The 15,988-nt window shown below is 67.7% G+C and carries 12 protein-coding genes; 9 read left to right on the forward strand and 3 right to left on the reverse strand.

Annotated features, from left to right (window positions below; genetic code table 11):
- Window positions 1-2: 2 nt before the first annotated feature.
- On the reverse strand, window positions 3-1,148 hold the full coding sequence (locus tag SJY20_RS15870) for an aldose epimerase family protein (protein WP_380787880.1): 1,146 nt from the start codon (window positions 1,146-1,148) through the stop codon (window positions 3-5).
- Between the two features lie 114 nt (window positions 1,149-1,262).
- Between SJY20_RS15870 and SJY20_RS15875 the strand changes: the two genes are divergently transcribed.
- Window positions 1,263-2,567, forward strand: a complete 1,305-nt coding sequence (locus SJY20_RS15875; RefSeq protein ID WP_380787881.1) for a sugar MFS transporter — start codon at window positions 1,263-1,265, stop codon at window positions 2,565-2,567.
- Between the two features lie 137 nt (window positions 2,568-2,704).
- Here the strand turns inward: SJY20_RS15875 and SJY20_RS15880 are convergent, their stop codons facing one another.
- On the reverse strand, window positions 2,705-3,586 hold the full coding sequence (locus SJY20_RS15880; RefSeq protein WP_380787882.1) for an SMP-30/gluconolactonase/LRE family protein: 882 nt from the start codon (window positions 3,584-3,586) through the stop codon (window positions 2,705-2,707).
- A gap of 95 nt (window positions 3,587-3,681) precedes the next feature.
- On the opposite strand from SJY20_RS15880, the gene SJY20_RS15885 reads away from it, so the two are divergent.
- The 7 genes from SJY20_RS15885 to SJY20_RS15915 are packed head-to-tail and all read left to right on the forward strand — an operon-like array spanning window position 3,682 to window position 10,429.
- Window positions 3,682-5,211, forward strand: a complete 1,530-nt coding sequence (locus SJY20_RS15885; RefSeq protein WP_380787883.1) for an aldehyde dehydrogenase (NADP(+)) — start codon at window positions 3,682-3,684, stop codon at window positions 5,209-5,211.
- Window positions 5,208-6,092 (forward strand): 2-dehydro-3-deoxygalactonokinase, encoded by an 885-nt coding sequence (locus SJY20_RS15890; protein ID WP_380787884.1) that lies wholly within the window; start codon window positions 5,208-5,210, stop codon window positions 6,090-6,092. Before SJY20_RS15885 ends, SJY20_RS15890 begins: the two co-directional genes overlap by 4 nt.
- Window positions 6,089-6,727 (forward strand): 2-dehydro-3-deoxy-6-phosphogalactonate aldolase, encoded by a 639-nt coding sequence (locus SJY20_RS15895; protein ID WP_380787885.1) that lies wholly within the window; start codon window positions 6,089-6,091, stop codon window positions 6,725-6,727. Before SJY20_RS15890 ends, SJY20_RS15895 begins: the two co-directional genes overlap by 4 nt.
- Complete coding sequence (gene araD1, locus SJY20_RS15900) at window positions 6,727-7,716, forward strand: AraD1 family protein (RefSeq protein WP_380787886.1); 990 nt, start codon at window positions 6,727-6,729, stop codon at window positions 7,714-7,716. The genes SJY20_RS15895 and araD1 overlap by 1 nt, the downstream gene beginning before the upstream one ends.
- On the forward strand, window positions 7,713-8,651 hold the full coding sequence (locus SJY20_RS15905; RefSeq protein ID WP_380787887.1) for a Gfo/Idh/MocA family protein: 939 nt from the start codon (window positions 7,713-7,715) through the stop codon (window positions 8,649-8,651). Before araD1 ends, SJY20_RS15905 begins: the two co-directional genes overlap by 4 nt.
- A gap of 7 nt (window positions 8,652-8,658) precedes the next feature.
- Window positions 8,659-9,462, forward strand: coding sequence for a rhamnogalacturonan acetylesterase (locus tag SJY20_RS15910; protein WP_380787888.1), 804 nt, complete (start codon window positions 8,659-8,661; stop codon window positions 9,460-9,462).
- Between the two features lies 1 nt (window position 9,463).
- Window positions 9,464-10,429, forward strand: coding sequence for an alpha/beta hydrolase (locus tag SJY20_RS15915; protein WP_380787889.1), 966 nt, complete (start codon window positions 9,464-9,466; stop codon window positions 10,427-10,429).
- Between the two features lie 122 nt (window positions 10,430-10,551).
- Here the strand turns inward: SJY20_RS15915 and SJY20_RS15920 are convergent, their stop codons facing one another.
- On the reverse strand, window positions 10,552-12,471 hold the full coding sequence (locus SJY20_RS15920; protein ID WP_380787890.1) for a rhamnogalacturonan lyase: 1,920 nt from the start codon (window positions 12,469-12,471) through the stop codon (window positions 10,552-10,554).
- A 186-nt stretch (window positions 12,472-12,657) separates the two neighbouring features.
- On the opposite strand from SJY20_RS15920, the gene SJY20_RS15925 reads away from it, so the two are divergent.
- Window positions 12,658-15,918: a TonB-dependent receptor gene (locus tag SJY20_RS15925; RefSeq protein WP_380787891.1), complete on the forward strand. Its 3,261-nt coding sequence runs from the start codon at window positions 12,658-12,660 to the stop codon at window positions 15,916-15,918.
- The last annotated feature ends 70 nt before the right edge of the window (window positions 15,919-15,988 follow it).

A 15,988-nucleotide genomic window follows, 5' to 3' on the forward strand; every position in this document is an offset into this window, starting at 1 on the left:
GGTCAGCGCGTCGTCGAGACGCGGAAGATCAGGCGATGGTGATAGGGATGCGTCGGGTCGACGCGTGCCGATCCGAACGCCGGCTGGTTGGGCGTATCCGGAAACTTCTGCGGTTCGAGCGCGATGCCGTCGCTCATCCGGTACAGATGGCCTTGCTTGCCGATCAGCGTCGTGTCGAGGAAATTGCCGGTATAGACCTGCACGCCCGGCTCGGTGGTGAGCAGTTCGAGGACGCGGCCCGACGCCGGATCCTCCAGCCGCGCGGCCAGCTCCGGGGTCTTGGTGAGGCCCTTGTCGAGCACGAAATTGTGATCGTAGCCATGTCCGAACACGATCTGCGGATCGCGCCCGTCACGCACGCCGTCCGACAGGATGCGCCCGCGGGTGAAATCGAACACGCTGCCTGCCACCGGTTTCAGCTCGCCGGTCGGGATCAGCCGCTCGTTGACCGGCGTGTAGCGCGCGGCGGGAATGGTCAGCCGGTGCGCGAGCACGTCGACGGGTGCGCCCTCGCCGCCCAGGTTGAACAGCGCATGGTTGGTCATGTTGACCACCGTCGGCGCGTCGCTGGTCGCGGCGTAATCGATCGTCAGCGCGCCGTGATCGTCCAGGCTATAGGTCACCTGCACCTTCAGCGTGCCGGGATACCCCTCCTCGCCCGCCGGGCTGGTGCGCGCGAGCGTGACGCTGGCCTGCGCACCCTGCATGATCGACACGACCTTCCAGGCCTGCTTGTCGAACCCCTTGGGGCCGCCGTGCAGCGCGTTGGTCTTGTCGTTCTTGGTCAGCTGATAGACCTTGCCGTCCAGCGTGAAGCTGCCCCCGGCGATGCGGTTGGCATAGCGGCCGATGGTCTGGCCCCAGTAGTTCGGATGATCCAGATAGTCCTGCAGCCGATCATAGCCGAGCGTGATGTCGGCGATCTTGCCGGTGCGATCGGGCGTGTTGAACGCTTGCAGCAGCGCGCCATAGCTGACGATCCGCGCACTGACCCCGTCCGCGCCGGTCAGCGTCACCGCCTCGACCGCGGTACCGTCCGCAAGCTTGCCCCAGGGCGCACGCTCGGCCTTGGCGGCGTGTGCCGCGGTTGCCGGGAGCAGCGCGCTCGCGACCAGCGCCCACGAAACCGTGGTAGCGATACCCCTCATGATCCCACTCCTGTGCGTCGATGATTTTCCGTTGACCGGTCGCGGTAAATTTAGTCAGACATATGGAAAGAACGCAAGCGCGACGAAGTGCCGCCTGCGACCAAGGAGACACTGATGGCCGGACCCCCGCTGACTGCCGCCCCGACGGGCACGGCTCCCACTGGGGATGCACCGACCTCGTACCGGTCGGCGCTGACCCTGCTCGCCAGCCTGTTCTTCATGTGGGGCTTCATCACGGTCATCAACGGCACGCTGCTGCCGCATCTGCGCAGCGTGTTCGACCTGTCCTACACACAGACCACGCTGATCGAATCGGTGTGGTTCATCGCCTATTTCTTCGCCTCGATTCCGTCGGCCAAGCTGATCGAACGCGTCGGCTATCAGCGCTCGATGGTCATCGGCCTGGCGATGATGGCGGTCGGCGCGCTGGTCATGGTGCCGGCGGCGCGGCTGCCGTCCTATGGCGTCACGTTGTTCGCGCTGTTCGTCATCGCCAGCGGCATCACGCTGTTGCAGGTCGCGGCCAACCCGTATGTCGCAGTGGTCGGCAAGCCCGAGACAGCCTCGTCGCGGCTCAACCTGGTCCAGGCGTTCAACTCCGCCGGCGCGACGCTCGCGCCGCTGTTCGGCGGGTACCTGATCCTCGGCCGCACCACCTCGGGCACCGCGATGGCGGGGGCCGCGGCACTGACGCCTGCGGAGAAGCTCGCCGATGCGCAGTCGGTGGTGCTCCCCTACGTGATCGTCGCTGTGATCCTGGCGGTGCTCGCCGTGATTATCGCGCGCTTCCCGCTGCCGGCGATGGGTGCCGCCACGCAGCGCCACGCCAAGGCGGACCGCAAGGGCCATTCGCTTTGGGCGCACCGCAACCTGGTGTTCGGCATCCCCGCGATCTTCATCTACCTGATCGCCGAGATCGGCGTCGGCAACCTGTTCATCAACTTCGTCTCGCAGCCCCAGATCGGCAACCTGACGCACCAGCAGGCGTCGAACTATCTGTTCCTGCTGTGGGGCGGCATGATGGTCGGCCGCCTGGTCGGCGCGTTCGTGATGCAGAAGATGGATGCCGGGCATGCGCTTGCCGTCGCCAGCGTCGGTGCGACGATCGTCATGCTGATCGCCGCGGTCACCACCGGCCATGTCGCGATGTGGGCGCTGATCTCGGTCGGGCTGTTCCACTCGATCATGTTCCCGACGATCTTCACCCTCGGCATCCGTGGCCTGGGGCCGCTGACCGAGGAAGGCTCGGGGCTGCTGATCATGGCGATCGCCGGTGGCGCGCTGGTCGTGGTGCAGGGGTGGCTCGCCGACAGCTACGGGCTGCAGACGTCGTTCTTCCTGACCGCCGTGTGCGAACTCTACATCCTGTTCTACGCGCTGTGGGGCTCGAAGCCGGTGGTGCGGGGCGCGCAGGGCTAGGGCCACACGCCCTCGCCAATCCCGTTACCCTACCCAAAACGCCGTCACCCCAGCGAAGGCTGGGGTCTCCCGCGACGGGCCACGCGGCTCGAACCGGGAGATCCCTGCCTTCGCGGGGATGACGGATCAGGCGGCGACTAGCGGCTCGCGAGCCGCGCGATCGGTACCGCGTTCCCGGGCACCTCGACCGCGAACGTGAACACGCTCCCCGCCTCGGGCTGCTCCGCCAGTTCGGCGTCGGTCAGATCGCCCTTCGCCGTCGTCGCATAGGCCGTCTTCAGGTCCGGCCCACCCAGCGCGATCTTGGTGACGTTGGCGCAGGGGAACCGCACCTCGCGCAGCAAACTGCCATCGGGCGCATAACAGCGCGCGCACCAGCCGCCCCAGATACCGACCCAGACATTGCCTTCGCTGTCGGTGATCGCGCCGTCCGGGTTGCCGTGATCGGGATCGATCCGCACGAAGTCACGCATCGCGCCCGGCTCGCCGTCGGCGTCGATCGTCACCGCGTGCAGCACCCCGCCAGCGGTATCGACATGGTACAGCGTGCCGCCATCGGGGGCGAAGGCCGGGCCGTTCGTGATCGGCACCGGCGGCAGCGCGGTGGCCGTCACCGCAGTGCCGTCGAAGCGGTGCAGCCGGCCGGTCGCCAGTTCGCAACCGTCATCCATCGACCCGAACCATATCGTCCCGTCCGCACCGACCGTCGCATCGTTGAGCCGATTGCCCGGCAGGTCGGGCTCGACCTCGGCCAGCGGGGTAAACGCGCCGGTCTCGGGGTCGAACGTCGCCAGCCCGCTCTGCAGCCCGGCGATCAACTTGCCGCCCTCAGCAGGCAGCACCCAGCCGATCTGCGCAGGCGCCGGCCAGGTCTCGACCGCGGCGGTGGCGGGATCGAGCCGGTGGACGCGGTGCTGCTTGATATCGACGAACCACAACTGGCCCGCGGCACCATCCCAGACCGGCCCCTCGCCGAGCATCATGCCCCCCTGCCAGACCGTCCTGACTGCGTTTTCCATCTACCCTCTCCTCGTCGAACCGTTCGTGCCCATATTGATGGCGGCGTGGCGACTGCCTATAGCCGATGATTAGTCAGACAGAACAGGTGAGAGCGATGACCGACGGTACCAACACGCAATTCGACGCGATCGAAGCGCTTACCGGCAAGCCGATCGCCGCCTATTCGGTCAGCACGCTCGACGATGTCGCGGCCGCCTGTGCCGCCGCCGATGCCGCCTTCGACGCCTACCGCGCCACCGATGCCGACACCCGCGCCACCTTCCTCGAGGCGATCGGCGAAGAGATCGTCGCGCTCGGTGACGAGCTGCTTCAGACCGCGCACCGCGAGAGCGGCCTGCCGCTGGCCCGCCTCACCGGCGAGCGCGGTCGCACCGTCGGCCAGCTGAAGCTGTTCGCCGACGTCGTCCGCGCCGGCCTCTGGCGCCAGGTGCGGCTCGACAGCGCGCTGCCCGACCGGGCGCCGATGCCGCGGTCCGACCTGCGGATGCGGATGATCCCGCTCGGCCCGGTCGCGGTGTTCGGCGCGTCCAACTTCCCGCTCGCCTTCTCGACCGCGGGCGGCGACACCGCGGCCGCGTTCGCCGCAGGCTGCCCGGTGGTGGTCAAGGGACACCCTGCGCACCCCGGCACCGACCAGATGGTCGCCGGCGCGATCCGCGCCGCGGCGGCGCGTACCGGCATGCCCGACGGCGTGTTCGGCCATGTCCGCGGCCCCGGCAACGATCTCGGTACCGCATTGGTGCAGGACCCGCGGATCGCCGCGGTCGGCTTTACCGGTTCGCGCCGCGGCGGCCTCGCGCTCGTCCAGCTCGCACAGGCGCGCACCGTGCCGATTCCGGTCTATGCCGAGATGTCGAGCATCAACCCGGTCGTGCTGATGCCCGCCGCACTCGCCGCACGCGGCGCGGCGCTGGGGACCGCGTTCGTCGGGTCGCTGACGATGGGGTCGGGGCAGTTCTGCACCAATCCCGGCCTCGTGCTCGCGATCGAGGGCGACGGCCTCTCGTCGTTCGTCGACGCGGCGGTTGCCGCGATGACGGGCCACGACCCGCAGCCGATGCTGACCGGCAGCATCCGCGAAGCCTTCGCCACCGGTACTGCGGCGCTCGCGGCGAACCCCGCGGTCAAGCAGGTCGCGGCCGGATTGGAAGGCGACGGCATCGCCCGCGAGATGGCGCGGCTGTTCACCACCGACGCCAGCGCCTTCCTGGCCGACGCCGCGCTCGGTGAAGAGGTGTTCGGCGCCTCGTCGCTGGTCATCCGCTGCCGCGACCTGGACGAAGTGAAGCAGGTGCTGCGCTCGCTCGAGGGTCAGCTGACCGCGACGATCCAGCTTGACGCGGGCGACCATGACGCCGCCGCCGAACTGGTGCCGCTGCTCGAGCGGAAAGTCGGTCGCATCCTCGTCAATGGCTGGCCCACCGGCGTCGAAGTGAGCCACGCGATGGTCCATGGCGGTCCCTTCCCGGCGACCTCGGACGGCCGCTCGACATCGGTCGGCAGCCTCGCCATCGACCGCTTCCTGCGCCCGGTCTGCTATCAGGACCTCCCCGCGTCGCTGCTGCCCGCGGACGTGCGCGATGGTGCTGCAGGACCTAAGCTGGTCGACGGCACGCCTGCGTGAACGGCGCAGCGACCGGAGCCTATATCGCGGTCGATTGGGGCACCACCAATCGCCGCGCCTATCTGATCGATGCGGACGGCGCGGTACTCGACACCGTCCGCGACGATCGCGGCGTGCTCGCGATCGAACGGTCGGACTATCCGAAGGAAATCGCCGGGTTGCGCGACCGGCTCGGCGCGCTGCCGGTCATCGCCGCGGGGATGATCGGATCGACCCGCGGCTGGGTCGACGCGCCCTATGTGCCCTGTCCGGCCGACCTCGCCGCGCTGACCGCCGCATGCGCGACTGTGCAGGATGAGGACGTCCTGATCGTGCCCGGGGTCTGCCTCACCGGACCGCGCAGCGACGTGATGCGCGGCGAAGAAGCCCAGGTGCTCGGCGCGATCGCCGCGAGGCTGGCGCCGGCCGATGCGCTGTTCTGCCAGCCCGGCACGCATAACAAATGGGTTCACGTCGAGCGCGGCAGGATCGTCGACGTCTCGACCGCGATGACCGGCGAGCTGTTCGCGCTGCTCCGCGACAACGGCGTTCTCAAGGGCATGCTGGACGGCGCGGTCGCCGACGGCACCGCCTTTCGCGACGGCATCGCCCGCGGTGCTGGCGCGACCGACCTGACCGTCGCCTTGTTCGAAGTGCGCGCCGCCGTTCTGCTCGGCGCACTGCCCGCCGAGGATGCCGCGGCGTTCGCCAGCGGCGTCCTGATCGGTGCCGATGTCGGCGCGCGCGACCTGCGCGACCGAGACGTCCACCTGCTCGCGAGCGGACCGCTCGCCGATCTCTACGCGGTGGCGATCACCGCGCGCGGCGGCCGCGTGATCGCGGTCGACAACCAGGCCGGCTTCCTTGCCGGCATCCACGCAATCTGGGGACTGACCCGATGACCGATCCTGCCGCCGAATTCGAAAAGGCGTTTGCCGCCTGCCCCCTGGTCGCGGTGCTGCGCGGCCTGACCCCGGCGGAAGCGCCCGCGATCGGCGACGCGCTGGTCGAAGCCGGCTTCACGCTGATCGAAGTGCCGCTCAATTCACCCGATCCGTTCGAGAGCATTGCGCTGCTCGCCAAGCGCCTGGGCGACCGCGCGATCATCGGTGCCGGCACCGTGCTGACCACCGCCAACGTCCAGCGCGTCGCCGACGCCGGCGGTACCCTGATCGTGTCGCCCAACACCGACGTCGACGTGATCCGCGCCAGCGTCGCCGCCGGCCTGATCTCGCTGCCCGGCTATTACACGCCGTCCGAAGCCTTCGCAGCCCTCGCCGCCGGCGCGCATGGTCTGAAGCTGTTCCCCGCCGAGGGTGCGGCGCCCGCCTATCTCAAGGCGCAGCGCGCGGTCTTGCCGAAGGATGCCAAGGTCCTCGCGGTCGGCGGCATCACCCCCGAGACGATGCAGGCTTGGCGCGACGCCGGTGCCGACGGTTTCGGCCTCGGTTCCAACCTGTACCGCGTCGGCAAGTCCGCGCAGGATGTCGCACGCGATGCCCAACGGTATGTCGACACGCTGAAGGAGCTCGTGTGATGGCCCAACGCCTGATCCAACACCGTGATGCCGCAGGTACGCGCCGGGTGATCTTTGCCGATGGCGACGCCGCGCATGTCGTGTCGGGTGTAGAGACGACGCTGGCGCTCGCCGGTATCGCGATTGCCGAGGGCACGACACTGGCGGAAGCCGCACAGGCGCGGTTGACCGACGAGACGGTCGACCTTGTCGCCGAACTCGCCGCCGGTCGCCTGCTGCCCGCGATCGATCACCCCGATGCCGCGCGGCTGATGCTCGCCGGCACCGGGCTGACGCATCTCGGCTCGGCCTCCGGTCGCGACGCGATGCACAAGGCCGCGGCAGAGGGCAAGCAGACCGATTCGATGCGCCTCTTCCTCGAGGGCATGGACGGCGGCCGCCCTGCGCCCGGCGAGACCGGCGCACAGCCCGAATGGTTCTACAAGGGCGACGGCCAGTCGTTGGTCGCCCCCGAAGCACCGCTCAATGCACCATCCTTCGCGCTCGACGGCGGCGAGGAACCCGAACTCGCCGGCATCTACCTGATCGGCGCGGACGGCACGCCGTTCCGCCTCGGCGTCGCGCTCGGCAACGAGTTCAGCGATCACGTCACCGAACGCCACAACTATCTGTGGCTCGCGCATTCGAAGCTGCGCCAGGCCTCGCTTGGGCCCGAACTGCTGCTCGGCACGCCCCCCGCCGACGTGCGCGGCACCAGCCGCATCGTTCGCGACGGCGCGACCCTGTGGGAAAAGCCGTTCCTGACCGGCGAGGACAACATGTCGCACGCGCTCGGCAACCTGGAGGGCCATCACTTCAAATACGCGCCGTTCCGCCGCCCGGGCGACGTCCATGTCCACTTCTTCGGAACCGCGACGCTGTCCTGTGCCGACGGTATCCAGACACAAGCTGGCGACGTCTTCGAGATCGAGGCCGCGCCGTTCACGCTGCCGTTGCGCAACACGCTCGCGTTCGCACCCGCTGCATCCGTCACCGTGCGCGCGCTGTGAGCGACCCGATCCGCCTCGCAGTGATCGGCATGGGCAAGATCGCGCACGACCAGCATCTGCCCGCAATTGCCGCCAATCCAGATTTCGAACTGGTCGCGACCGTCAGCCGCAGCGGCGAGGCGACCGATGGCCTGCCGTTCTTCAAGACGATCGATGAGCTTGCGGCCAGCGGCGTAGCGGTCGATGCCGTCGCGCTCTGCACGCCCCCGCAGGTGCGTCGCGCGATCGCGATGACCGCGATCGCCAAGGGCTGGCACGTCTTCCTCGAAAAGCCGCCGGGCGCCACGCTCGCCGAGGTCGTCGCGCTTTGCGATGCGGCCGACGCCGCGGGGATCAGCCTGTTCGCCAGCTGGCACTCGCGCTACGCCGCCGGTGTCGAGCCCGCGCGTGCCTGGCTCGCGGACCGCACGATCGCCAAGGCGACGATCACGTGGCGCGAGGACGTCCGCGCCTGGCATCCCGGGCAGCACTGGATCTGGGAACCGGGCGGTTTCGGCGTGTTCGATCCGGGGATCAACGCGCTGTCGATCGCCACGCAGATCCTGCCGCATGCCTTTTTCGTCGAGCAGGCCGAACTGGACGTGCCCGCCAATTGCGCCGCGCCGATCGCGGCACGGGTCGATTTCCGCGATACGCAGGGGACCGCGATCGCGATGGACCTCGATTTCCGCCAGGAGGGTCCGCAAAGCTGGGACATCGTCGTCGAGACCGATGCCGGCACGCTGACGCTGGCCAAGGGCGGCGGCGAGCTTTCGCTGCCGGATGGCGAGACTCCGGTTGGCACCGCGCTGCACGGGGAATACCCTGGCCTCTATGCCAGATTCGCCGAGATCGTCCGCGCCGGTACGTCGGATGTCGATATCGCGCCGTTGCGGCTGGTCGCCGACGCCTTCCTCCGCGGGCGCCACGTTCAGGTCGAACCCTTCGTCGAATAGGATGCCCATGCGTAACTTCGGACTCCGCACTGCCGCCGCCCTGCTCGCCGCTGTCGCCGTGACGCCGTCGATCGCGCAGGCACCTACGCCACCGCGGATCTTCATCGCCAGCGATTCCACCGCGCAGGATTACAAGCCCGACAAATATCCGCAGTCGGGCTGGGGCACGATGCTGCGCTGCGCAGTCGACCCGGGCATAATCGTCGAGAACCGCGCGATCGGGGGACGGAGTACCAAGAGCTTCATGGTCGAAGGTCGGCTCGACGGCATCGCGCGCGATATCCGCGCGGGCGACACGCTGCTGATCCAGTTCGGACACAACGACGCCAACACGGCAAAGCCCGAACGCTATACCCCGATCCCGGATTACGAGGCCAATTTGAAGCGCTTCATCGGCGTCGCCACCGCCGCAGGAGCGCGCGCGGTGCTGCTGACGCCGGTCACGCGCCGCGCCTTCGCAGGCGGTCATCCCACGCGCAGCTTCCCGACCTATTCGGACGCCGCAAAACGCGTCGCGGCGGAGACGGGTACGCCGATCATCGACCTCGCCGCCCTGTCCGAACGCTGGATCGAGGGGGTCGGCCCGGAGGACTCGGCGCGATATTATCTGCACTACAAGGGCGCGGCGGGTGCCCCCGGCTATCCGAACGGCGTCGACGACGACACGCATTTCAGCGAACTCGGCGCGCGTCGCATCGCGGACATCGTGGCGACCTCGCTCAGCGAGCTGAAACTGCCGATCGCCGCGCACGTCCATGGCGGCCGACCGGCGCTGACCCGCGCCGACCCCGCCGGCGGACCGGCCTGCTGAGATGATCGACCGCCGCACCCTCATCGCTGCCCCCGTCGCCGCGACGCTCGCCGCGTCCATCGCTCGGTCGGCAAGCGCTGCGCCCGCCGCCGCGCGGTTCCCGATCTGGCCGGGTGCCGCGCCCGGCATGCCGACACCCGCGGTGGTCGATGCCTTCGTCAAGCGATCGCCGACCGGCGCTGCCGACGACATCGCTTGGCCGCACGTTGCGACGCCGATGCTGACGGTTTCTCCGGCGGCCGCGCCGACCGGCGGCGCGGTGCTGATGATCCCCGGCGGCGGCTATTCGCGGGTCGCGATCGGGCGCGAGCCGTCGACGGTCGCGCGCTGGTTCGCCAGCCAGGGCATCACCGCGTTCGAGCTGTTGTATCGCCTGCCGCACGATCACTGGGCGGCCGGCCCGGACACGTCGTTGCAGGATGCGCAGCGCGCGATGCGCGTCATCCGCTCTCGCGCGGCGACCTGGGGAATTGATCCCGCCTCGGTCGCGACGATCGGCTTCTCGGCCGGCGGCCACGTCGCCGCGCGGCTCGCGTCGCGGGCGTCGCTCGCCACCTACGCGCCGGTCGACGCGGCCGACCGGCTGTCCGCACGGCCGGTCGCCGCGGGGCTGATGTTCCCGGTGATCACGATGATGGGACCGCTCGCGCATCCGCAATCGCGGCGCGAGTTGCTCGGGACGAACCCCGACGACGCCACCGCCGCGCGCTATTCGGCGGAGAACGACCTGCCCGCGGACATGCCGCCGACGCTGCTCGGCCACGCCGCCGACGACGCCACCGTCAAGGCCGCCAACAGCATCCGGATGTTCGAGGCGCTGCAAGCCGCGGCGATCCCGTCGGAGCTCTACATCATCGAGAAGGGCGGGCACGGCGCGCCGCTACTCAAGCCCGACGGCAGCGCGAATGTGTGGCTCCAGCAGTATCTCGTCTTTGCGGGACGGCATGGGTTGAAAGTACGGCCCTAGCCCAACCACTCGTCACCCCAGCGCAGGCTGGGGTCTCATGCGGCAGGGCTTCCGACCCGAACCGGGAGATCCCAGCCTGCGCTGGGATGACGAGAGTGTAGCGGCGTGCCCTCAACCCGCCCCTATTTCACGTCCTCTGTCTCGGTCGGCTCGCCCAGATAGAACCCGGTATGCGGCGGCTGGTTGTACGCGGTGTTCTGCCACGCGATCCCGGCGCGATAGACCGGGTCCTGCATCAGCGTGACATAGCGATGCGTGGTCGGGATCGGCGTGGTGTAGATCCGCAGCTCGCGATTGTCGGCGCTGCGCCACACTACTTCCTCGCGCCAGTCGCCGATCAGGTCGGCCTGCAACGTCGGGTTTGACTTGGTGCCGTTGTCCGACGCCATCCCCTCCGCCTTCAGCAGCGTGGTCGTGGTGCCGGTACGCCAGTCCCATTTGCTGATCGTGGTGCCGTCGAGGAGCTCGCGCAGGCGGTCGCCGTCCCACCAGATCGCGAAGTTGGTCTGGCGCGGATGCGGGCCGATCGCCTTGCCGTGGACGTCGAACAGGTCGGGCGAGTTCGATCCCCACATCTCCTCGCCGAGATGCCGCGGGTCGATATCCGCCGACAGGCCGCGTCCGGTGTCGGTCTCGGCCGGCTTGGTCCACAGGATCTCGCCGGTGCGAGCATCGAGCAACGCCGAGCCGATCCCGCCGTTGCGCTTGACCTCCTCGTGGACGCCGAACTTCTCGAGACCCGGACGCGACGGGTCTAGGTCGCCGACATGCATCGCGTCGCCGTGGAACAGCGGGTCGGTCCACAGCCCCTTGCCGGTGTCGTCGATCGCCATCGATCCATAGATCACCTCGTCGCGACCATCATGGTCGACATCGGCGATGCTCAACTGGTGGTTGCCGCGCCCGGCATAGTCGGCATTGCCCGGTGCGGACGTGTCGAAGGTCCAGCGTTTCGTCAGCTTGCCGCCGCGATAGTCCCAGGCGGCGACCACGGTGCGCGCGTAATAGCCGCGCCCGAACACCATGCTCGGCAGGTGCCCGTCGAGATAGGCGGTGCCGGCCAGGAACCGGTCGACGCGGTTGCCATACCCGTCGCCCCAGACGCGATCCATCTCGTCATAGCTCGGGTTCAGGCTGGCCGAGCGTGGCGGATCATAGGGTGCGGTCGCCAGCGCGCGGCCGGTACGTCCGTCGAACACGCTCAGGAACTCGGGGCCCTTGATGATGCGTCCTTCGAGCGGTGCCACCTTGGTGCCGTTAGGCAGCACCTTTGCGCCGGTGCGATCGCGCTGCGGCACCTCGCCTTCGCGCCCGCGCCAGTCCGCGTTCTTGTCGCCGATCACCTTGCCGCCGCCGTCGACGGTGCCGTCGGCGGTCTTCATCGCCACCTCAGCACGGCCGTCGCCGTCGTAATCCGCGACCTGGAACTGGGTATAATGCGCGCCGGCACGGATGTTGCGACCGAGGTCGATCCGCCAGAGCCGCTTGCCCTCCAGCGTATAGGCATCGACATAGACGTCGCCGGTGTACCCCGCCTGGCTGTTGTCGTGGCTGTTGGTCGGATCCCATTTCAGGATGATCTCGTACCGTCCGTCGCCGTCCAGATCGCCGACGCTCGCATCGTTGGCATTGTAGCTGTAGCGCTCGCCCGACGGCGTCACGCCGTCCGCTGGCGGCACCAGCGGGATCGACAGATAGCCGGCCTTCCACACCGTCGCCGACCCGGCGGATGCCTTCGTGCCTGCCATGCGCACGGAATAGCGGCCGGTCCCGTCACCCTTGGCGTCGACGAAGTTGGTGGAATCGGTCACCGGCGTGGTCGATATCTTGCGATCGTCGCGGTAGACGTCGAACCGGGCCGCCTTGGGGTCGGCCTGCAGCGACCGCCAACTGACCAGCACCCCGCCGCCCTGTGCGGGCACCGCGACCACGCCGCGATCGAGTCGCTCCGTGACGCGGGCAACCGATTGCGCGCCTGCCACAGCCGGCGCCAGCGCGATGCATGCGCTTGCCAGCCATAGCCCCTTGAGTCCGATCGTCATCCTGTCCCACTCCTCGTGTGCATTTATGTCACATCAACTGGCATATCATATCAGATCTGTCATTTTTCCAATCTATATTATTGCATTCCACATGTTGGCAACTTAATCACCGGCCATACCGCGTCGCCAGACATGCGGGTCAGCGCCCCCCGACGGTTCGGGCACGGCGTCCAGGTGAGGACAGACATGGCCGACATTCAGCGTATTCCAGTATCCGGTTCCCCGACCCGCCGCCTGTCGCGCGCCGTCCGTGCCACGACGTCGTCGATGGCGATCGTCCTGGCCTGCGGCATCGCCAGCGCACAGACCGCGGCCCCGACTGACGCCCCCAAGGTGTCGCCGCAAGCCGCACCCGCAACGCAGCCGCAGCCCGAGACCGCACCGGCACAAGCCGACGCACTGGCATCGCCGTCGTCCGTCGCAACCCCAGACGCAGCCGACGATGCCGACGTCATCGTCGTCGGCACCCGCGCCTCGCTGCAGTCCGCGATCGCGCGCAAGCGCAACGCCGGCACCGTGGTCGACTCGATCGTCGCCGACGACATCGCCAGCTTCCCCGACAAGAACGTCGGCGACTCGCTCGCCCGCGTCACCGGCGTCCAGCTGGATCGCGACTTCGGCGAAGGCACCAAGGTCTCGATCCGCGGCGTCGAGCCCGATCTCAACCGTGTCGAAGTCAACGGCGTCACCCAGGCCAGCGCCGACGGCAGCCGTTCGGGCGATTTTCGCGAACTCGCCACCGAACTCGTCAAGTCGATCGACGTCTACAAGGGCTATTCCGCAAACCTCACCGAAGGTGGTCTGGGCGGCACCGTCAGCATCGAAACGCGGCGTCCGCTCGAGCTGAAAAAGGCGCTCGGGTCGCTGGTCGTCTCCGGGCAGCATCTCGACACGACGGAGAATTGGCGCCCGCGCATTACCGCTCTCATCGGGACGCCGCACTTCCTGATCGACGGGCTCGGCGTCCTCGCCAACGTGACGTATGAGAACAAGCAGCTTCGCCAGGACTACATCAGCAACACCAACTGGAAGCGGATCGCCGATTTCGACCGGTCAAACGAGAAGACCGTCGCCAATCCCGATTATGCCAACTTCAACACCTATGCCAGCTGCGCGGGCGTCGGCGGCGCGAATACCGCTGCGGCGACCGCACGCCGTCTCGCCTGCGAGACGCAGTTCTTCGACTGGGTCCCGACCGTTCCCCGGCTGCGCCAGCGCCGGATCAACGATAAGCGCATCTCGGGCGACTTCCAGGTCCAGTACGAGTTCGCGCCCAATTTCCGCGCCTATGCCGAAGCCGTGGTCAACAACCGCAACCAGCAACTCAACGACGTCAACTACTCGCTCGACCTCGCGCGGTTCGAACGCTTCAATTATGACGCGGCGCTGCCCGCCGGGCTCAACGGCGCGACCTCGCGTCCGCAGATCTCGGCCGGCACCTCGACGAGCGAGAACCACGTCGTCACCAGCGCGCTGACCGCGCTCAACTCGGTCAACGTCGGCACCGCCGCCGCGCCCGTCTGGAACGGTGCCAGCAACATCCTGGGCGTGCAGCGCCGCGACTTCTCGTACGACCAGACCACGCGTTATTACCTGACCGGGTTCGACTGGACGCTCGACCGTCTGAAGGTGAAGGCGCTCGCCTCGCATTCGACCGGCCGCACCGTGGGCGACACCAATCTGGTAGCCTATTCGACCGGTATCAGCGGCATCACCATCGATCGCCGTAACGGCCTCGGCATTCCCGTCTTCGTCTTTCCCGAGAACTTCGACCCCAATTCGACCGGTGCCTATGTGCGCCCCGGCGGCGTGAACGCCGACGGTCGCCAGGCTGGCCCGACCGTCCAGTATCGTCCGACCGACAACAACAACAAGGAAGACCAGCTGAAGCTGGATGCAGATTTCGAGACCAATCTGCCGTTCCTGACGACCATCGAATACGGCGGCCAGTTCCGTTGGCAGCAGTACAAGAACTATTCCGGCGGCGGCACGCGACTGCTGACGCCTGCGGTATCGGCCAATCCGTCGACCGGTGCACCGGCGGTCGCTGCCGTCTATCAGACCAGCGCCAACGTGTCGTACACCACGGTCGTCACCAACACACCGCCGGCGGTGCGCGCGCCCAATACCTATTACATGACGCAGGCGCAGTACGCGACGTTCATCGCCGCCAACACCGGCCAGTTGCCGGGTGCTCCATTGTTCAGCGGCCTAAAGGGCGCGCCGGACGGACTGCCGTCGCAGCTTTCCGTCCCGACGATCAACTATGATCGCCTTGGCCAGGTCTACGACCTGTCGGGCTTCGATCAGGATCTGGTCCGCAGTGCCGACGGCCTGTCGCAGATCCCGGCGGTGTTCATCAAGGAGAAGGTCGCCGCTGCCTATATCCAGGGCGACTTCGAACAGGACCTTCTTGGCATGCGCCTCACCGGCAACGCCGGTCTGCGCTACGTCAAGACGAGCGACGAGGGCACCGGTACCAACATCAGCCGCACGACCCGCATCCGCCCCGGTACGGGCGTTGCCGGCATCCCGGCCGTGATCGAGACGGTCATCCTCGGCGCCAACTCGCTGTCGCTCAAGAACAGCTACACCGACTGGTTGCCGGCGTTCAACGCGGCGCTCGAGATTACGCCGAACCTGACGTTCCGCGCCAACTGGGCCAAGAATCTCGCGCGCCCGAAGCCGACCGATCTCGTACCCAACGTCAACTGCGTCGACGACGTCACCGACATCACCGGCGCCCAGGATGCCTGCGTCGGCGGCAACCCCGATCTCGTACCCTATCGGGCGGACCAGTGGGAAGTGAACCTCGGCTGGTTCCCCAACCGCGACACCGCGCTCAGCCTTGGTTACTTCAAGAAATACGAGGCCAGCTTCGTCGTCCAGAACATCGTCCGCAACGACGTCGATCTCTTCAAGGACGGCAACCTGTTCACGATCCGGCAACCGGCGAACGGCTTCGGCGCGCTGCTCGACGGTATCGAGGGCAGTGCGCAGACCGCGTTCACCTTCCTGCCCGCGCCGTTCGACGGCTTCGGCGCCAGCGGCAACTTCACCTATGCGCGCGCAATCCGCACCAACCTGACCAACGTCGCGACCGGCCTGCCGCTCAACGACTATCCCGGTCTGTCGAAATGGACCGCGAACGCCAGCTTCTTCTACGACAAGGATTGGCTCAACATCCGCGTCAACTACAATTACCGGTCGAACTGGCTGACAACGGTAGCAGACGTCAACTTCGACAACAGCCCGATCTATCGCCGCGCCGAAGGCTATATCGATGCGAAGGTAACGTTCCGCTTGCCGGATCTGCACAGCCAGCTGTCGATGGAGATTTCGAACATCAACAAGGAATCGTCGAAGAGCTACATCGATAAGGCGCGACCGATCGAATATTATTACGCCGGCCAGCGCTTCTTCGCATCGTACCAGCTTAAGTTCTAATCGAGATCGTGCCCGGTCCCGACGGACCGGGCATGTCGCGGCTGCCGACACCCCGACGTGCAGCCGTTCG

The sequence above is a fragment of the Sphingomonas sp. R86521 genome, from assembly GCF_042466235.1.
Classification (GTDB): domain Bacteria; phylum Pseudomonadota; class Alphaproteobacteria; order Sphingomonadales; family Sphingomonadaceae; genus Sphingomonas.

Bases quoted from the DNA above. Each gene is read 5' to 3' on its own strand.
- SJY20_RS15895 (WP_380787885.1), top strand. From the start codon at position 6,089: ATGACCGATCCTGCCGCCGAATTCGAAAAGGCGTTTGCCGCCTGCCCC.
- SJY20_RS15870 (WP_380787880.1), bottom strand. From the start codon at position 1,148: ATGAGGGGTATCGCTACCACGGTTTCGTGGGCGCTGGTCGCGAGCGCG.
- SJY20_RS15910 (WP_380787888.1), top strand. From the start codon at position 8,659: ATGCGTAACTTCGGACTCCGCACTGCCGCCGCCCTGCTCGCCGCTGTC.
- SJY20_RS15925 (WP_380787891.1), top strand. From the start codon at position 12,658: ATGGCCGACATTCAGCGTATTCCAGTATCCGGTTCCCCGACCCGCCGC.
- araD1 (WP_380787886.1), top strand. From the start codon at position 6,727: ATGGCCCAACGCCTGATCCAACACCGTGATGCCGCAGGTACGCGCCGG.
- SJY20_RS15880 (WP_380787882.1), bottom strand. From the start codon at position 3,586: ATGGAAAACGCAGTCAGGACGGTCTGGCAGGGGGGCATGATGCTCGGC.
- SJY20_RS15915 (WP_380787889.1), top strand. From the start codon at position 9,464: ATGATCGACCGCCGCACCCTCATCGCTGCCCCCGTCGCCGCGACGCTC.
- SJY20_RS15920 (WP_380787890.1), bottom strand. From the start codon at position 12,471: ATGACGATCGGACTCAAGGGGCTATGGCTGGCAAGCGCATGCATCGCG.
- SJY20_RS15875 (WP_380787881.1), top strand. From the start codon at position 1,263: ATGGCCGGACCCCCGCTGACTGCCGCCCCGACGGGCACGGCTCCCACT.
- SJY20_RS15885 (WP_380787883.1), top strand. From the start codon at position 3,682: ATGACCGACGGTACCAACACGCAATTCGACGCGATCGAAGCGCTTACC.